Annotated in this window: 2 rRNA genes; both read right to left on the reverse strand. The window is 54.8% G+C overall.

The features are described from left to right. Positions 1-73 precede the first annotated feature (73 nt). Positions 74-3,232 (reverse strand): 23S ribosomal RNA (locus QMK32_RS24970). Between the two features lie 342 nt (positions 3,233-3,574). Beyond that, positions 3,575-5,092 (reverse strand): 16S ribosomal RNA (locus QMK32_RS24975). The 16S and 23S rRNA genes sit together here, the layout of an rRNA operon. Positions 5,093-5,305 lie beyond the last annotated feature (213 nt).

Below are 5,305 nucleotides of genomic sequence, written 5' to 3' on the forward strand. Positions count from 1 at the left end.
GTTGGTTCATTCAATTTTGTAATACTGAAACGTGTGCTGTTTCAGATATCGCACAGTGGACGCGTAGCTTCTTTGTGGTAAGTCCTCGGCCTATTAGTACCAGTCACCTGCATCGGTTACCCAACTTCCAGTTCTGGCCTATCAACCCGGTGGTCTGCCGGGGGCCTTACCCCCTCGAGGGGGTGAGAAACCTCATCTTGGAACAGGCTTCCCGCTTAGATGCTTTCAGCGGTTATCCCTTCCGAACGTAGCTAACCAGCGGTGCTCCTGGTGGAACAACTGGCACACCAGAGGTTCGTCCGTCCCGGTCCTCTCGTACTAGGGACAGCCTTCCTCAAGTTTCTTACGCGCGCGGCGGATAGAGACCGAACTGTCTCACGACGTTCTAAACCCAGCTCGCGTGCCGCTTTAATGGGCGAACAGCCCAACCCTTGGGACCTACTCCAGCCCCAGGATGCGACGAGCCGACATCGAGGTGCCAAACCATCCCGTCGATATGGACTCTTGGGGAAGATCAGCCTGTTATCCCCGGGGTACCTTTTATCCGTTGAGCGACACCGCTTCCACATGCCGGTGCCGGATCACTAGTCCCGACTTTCGTCCCTGCTCGACGTGTCAGTCTCACAGTCAAGCTCCCTTGTGCACTTGCACTCGACACCTGATTGCCAACCAGGCTGAGGGAACCTTTGGGCGCCTCCGTTACATTTTAGGAGGCAACCGCCCCAGTTAAACTACCCACCAGGCACTGTCCCTGAACCAGATCATGGTCCGAGGTTAAGGTATCCAATACGATCAGAGTGGTATTTCAACAACGACTCCACAGTAACTGGCGTCACCGCTTCACAGTCTCCCACCTATCCTACACAAACCGAACCGAACACCAATACCAAGCTATAGTGAAGGTCCCGGGGTCTTTTCGTCCTGCCGCGCGTAACGAGCATCTTTACTCGTAATGCAATTTCGCCGAGTCTATGGTTGAGACAGCTGAGAAGTCGTTACGCCATTCGTGCAGGTCGGAACTTACCCGACAAGGAATTTCGCTACCTTAGGATGGTTATAGTTACCACCGCCGTTTACTGGGGCTTAAATTCTCAGCTTCGCCACCGAAGTGACTAACCGGTCCTCTTAACCTTCCAGCACCGGGCAGGCGTCAGTCCGTATACATCGTCTTACGACTTCGCACGGACCTGTGTTTTTAGTAAACAGTCGCTTCTCACTGGTCTCTGCGACCCCACCCAGCTCAGAACGAAAAGTTCATCACCAGACAGGGTCCCCCTTCTCCCGAAGTTACGGGGGCATTTTGCCGAGTTCCTTAACCATAGTTATCTCGATCGCCTTAGTATTCTCTACCTGACCACCTGTGTCGGTTTGGGGTACGGGCCGTGTGAAAGCTCGCTAGAGGCTTTTCTCGGCAGCATAGGATCACTGAATTCGCCTCAATCGGCTACGCATCACCTCTCAGGCATCATGAACGGCGGATTTGCCTACCGTTCGCCCTACAGGCTTACACCAGTATTACCACTGACTGGCCCAGCTACCTTCCTGCGTCACCCCATCGCTTGGCTACTACCAGATCAGGTCCTGCGCATCCACCACACCCCTCACTCTCGAAAGAGATCAGTAACATGGATTCAGGGCAGTTAGTATCACTGATTCACCATGGGCGCGTTCACACGGGTACGGGAATATCAACCCGTTGTCCATCGGCTACGCCTGTCGGCCTCGTCTTAGGTCCCGACTCACCCTGGGCGGATTAACCTGGCCCAGGAACCCTTGGTCATTCGGCGGACGAGTTTCTCACTCGTCTTTCGCTACTCATGCCTGCATTCTCACTCGCACAGCCTCCACACCTGGATCACTCCGATGCTTCCATGGCTGCACGACGCTCCCCTACCCACCCACACACCTGGCACACTCCTCGTAAGGAACATGCGGGCTATTGTATGAGTGCCGCAGCTTCGGTGGTGTACTTGAGCCCCGCTACATTGTCGGCGCAGGATCACTTGACCAGTGAGCTATTACGCACTCTTTCAAGGGTGGCTGCTTCTAAGCCAACCTCCTGGTTGTCTTCGCGACCCCACATCCTTTTCCACTTAGTACACGCTTAGGGACCTTAGCTGGCGATCTGGGCTGTTTCCCTCTCGACTACGAACCTTATCGCCCGCAGTCTCACTGCCACGCTCTCACTCATCGGCATTCGGAGTTTGGCTGATTTCGGTAAGCCGGTAAGCCCCCTAGACCATCCAGTAGCTCTACCTCCGATGAGAAACACGTGACGCTGCACCTAAATGCATTTCGGGGAGAACCAGCTATCACGGAGTTTGATTGGCCTTTCACCCCTACCCACAACTCATCCCCTCAGTTTTCAACCTAAGTGGGTTCGGTCCTCCACGACGTCTTACCGTCGCTTCAACCTGGCCATGGGTAGATCACTCCGCTTCGGGTCTAGAACACGCCACTACACACCACGAAGGTGATACGCCCTATTCGGACTCGCTTTCGCTACGGCTACCCCACACGGGTTAACCTCGCGACATGCCACTAACTCGCAGGCTCATTCTTCAAAAGGCACGCCATCACCAGCAACAGAACAAACTGTTCACCAGCTCTGACGGATTGTAAGCGCACGGTTTCAGGTACTATTTCACTCCCCTCCCGGGGTACTTTTCACCTTTCCCTCACGGTACTAGTCCGCTATCGGTCACCAGGGAGTATTCAGGCTTATCGGGTGGTCCCGACAGATTCACAGCAGATTTCACGGGCCCGCTGCTACTTGGGTATTCACTACAACAGTCACAGTATTTTCGTCTACGGGACTCTCACCCTCTACGACAGGCCGTTCCAGACCACTTCGACTAACACCATGATTTCTTACTGTCGGCCGATCCGGCAGAATCGACAAAGTAAACCCCACAACCCTCCATACGCAACCCCTGCCGGGTATCACACGCACAAAGTTTGGCCTCCTCCGCTTTCGCTCGCCACTACTCACGGAATCACAATTGTTTTCTCTTCCTGTGGGTACTGAGATGTTTCACTTCCCCACGTTCCCTCCACACACCCTATATATTCAGGTGCAGGTAACACGACATCACTCGTGCTGGGTTTCCCCATTCGGACACCCTCGGATCACAGCTCGGTTGACAGCTCCCCGAGGCTTATCGCAGCCTCCTACGTCCTTCATCGGCTCCTGGTGCCAAGGCATCCACCGTACGCTCTTCATTACTTACAACAAAGATGCTCGCGTCCACTGTGCAATTCTCAAACAACACACACAACCTGAACTCACTGCAGCACCAGCCACCCCCAAAGAGGCACGGTATGACCACAATCCAGATCCTGTATATGTCTTGCCTAGAAAGAAACACACTCACGCGTGTTCTCTCAGGACCCAACAGTATGCCGATATAGACCACGCCGGCCGACCACCAAGGATCAACCGATACGCATAATCTCATTGTCAGTGTTCCACCCGTGAGCTCCCGCAGATTCACATATGGAACCTAAACGGGCTCTGCCACACCATCATCTACTGACTGTTCAGCAGTACATGGACATGGAGAATGCTCCTTAGAAAGGAGGTGATCCAGCCGCACCTTCCGGTACGGCTACCTTGTTACGACTTCGTCCCAATCGCCGATCCCACCTTCGACGGCTCCCTCCCACAAGGGGTTAGGCCACCGGCTTCGGGTGTTACCGACTTTCATGACGTGACGGGCGGTGTGTACAAGGCCCGGGAACGTATTCACCGCAGCGTTGCTGATCTGCGATTACTAGCGACTCCGACTTCACGGGGTCGAGTTGCAGACCCCGATCCGAACTGAGACCAGCTTTAAGGGATTCGCTCCACCTCACGGTCTCGCAGCCCTCTGTACTGGCCATTGTAGCATGTGTGAAGCCCTGGACATAAGGGGCATGATGACTTGACGTCGTCCCCACCTTCCTCCGAGTTGACCCCGGCAGTCTCTTACGAGTCCCCGCCATAACGCGCTGGCAACATAAGATAGGGGTTGCGCTCGTTGCGGGACTTAACCCAACATCTCACGACACGAGCTGACGACAGCCATGCACCACCTGTACACCGACCACAAGGGGGGCCGTATCTCTACGGCTTTCCGGTGTATGTCAAACCCAGGTAAGGTTCTTCGCGTTGCATCGAATTAATCCACATGCTCCGCCGCTTGTGCGGGCCCCCGTCAATTCCTTTGAGTTTTAGCCTTGCGGCCGTACTCCCCAGGCGGGGCGCTTAATGCGTTAGCTACGGCACAGATTCCGTGGAAGGAACCCACACCTAGCGCCCACCGTTTACGGCGTGGACTACCAGGGTATCTAATCCTGTTTGCTACCCACGCTTTCGTTCCTCAGCGTCAGTTGTTTCCCAGAGACCCGCCTTCGCCACCGGTGTTCCTCCTGATATCTGCGCATTTCACCGCTACACCAGGAATTCCAGTCTCCCCTGAAACACTCAAGTCTGCCCGTATCGCCTGCAAGCCCGAAGTTGAGCCCCGGGTTTTCACAAACGACGCGACAAACCGCCTACGAACTCTTTACGCCCAGTAATTCCGGACAACGCTCGCACCCTACGTATTACCGCGGCTGCTGGCACGTAGTTAGCCGGTGCTTCTTCTGCAGGTACCGTCACTTGCGCTTCGTCCCTGCTGAAAGAGGTTTACAACCCGAAGGCCTTCATCCCTCACGCGGCGTCGCTGCATCAGGCTTTCGCCCATTGTGCAATATTCCCCACTGCTGCCTCCCGTAGGAGTCTGGGCCGTGTCTCAGTCCCAGTGTGGCCGGTCACCCTCTCAGGTCGGCTACCCGTCGTCGCCTTGGTAGGCCATTACCCCACCAACAAGCTGATAGGCCGCGGGCCCATCCTGCACCGATAAATCTTTCCACCCACCCCCATGCGAGAGCAGGTCATATCCGGTATTAGACCCAGTTTCCCAGGCTTATCCCAGAGTGCAGGGCAGATCACCCACGTGTTACTCACCCGTTCGCCGCTCGTGTACCCCGAAGGGCCTTACCGCTCGACTTGCATGTGTTAAGCACGCCGCCAGCGTTCGTCCTGAGCCAGGATCAAACTCTCCGTAAAAGACTCTAGATATCACAACCCGAAGGCTGCTAATCAGTCAAAGACATAAGAGCCAAATCACTAGCAAAAAAACTCAACTAGCTATAAAACAACACCCAACCATAACCACCACAAGCGGATGATCATCGACATCGGATGCTTTCACCAAATACAAAATTCGGCACTGACATTCATCGACACACTGTTGAGTTCTCAAAGAACACGCACACACCA

The sequence above is a fragment of the Rhodococcus sp. H29-C3 genome (assembly GCF_030063405.1).
Taxonomy (GTDB): domain Bacteria; phylum Actinomycetota; class Actinomycetes; order Mycobacteriales; family Mycobacteriaceae; genus Rhodococcoides.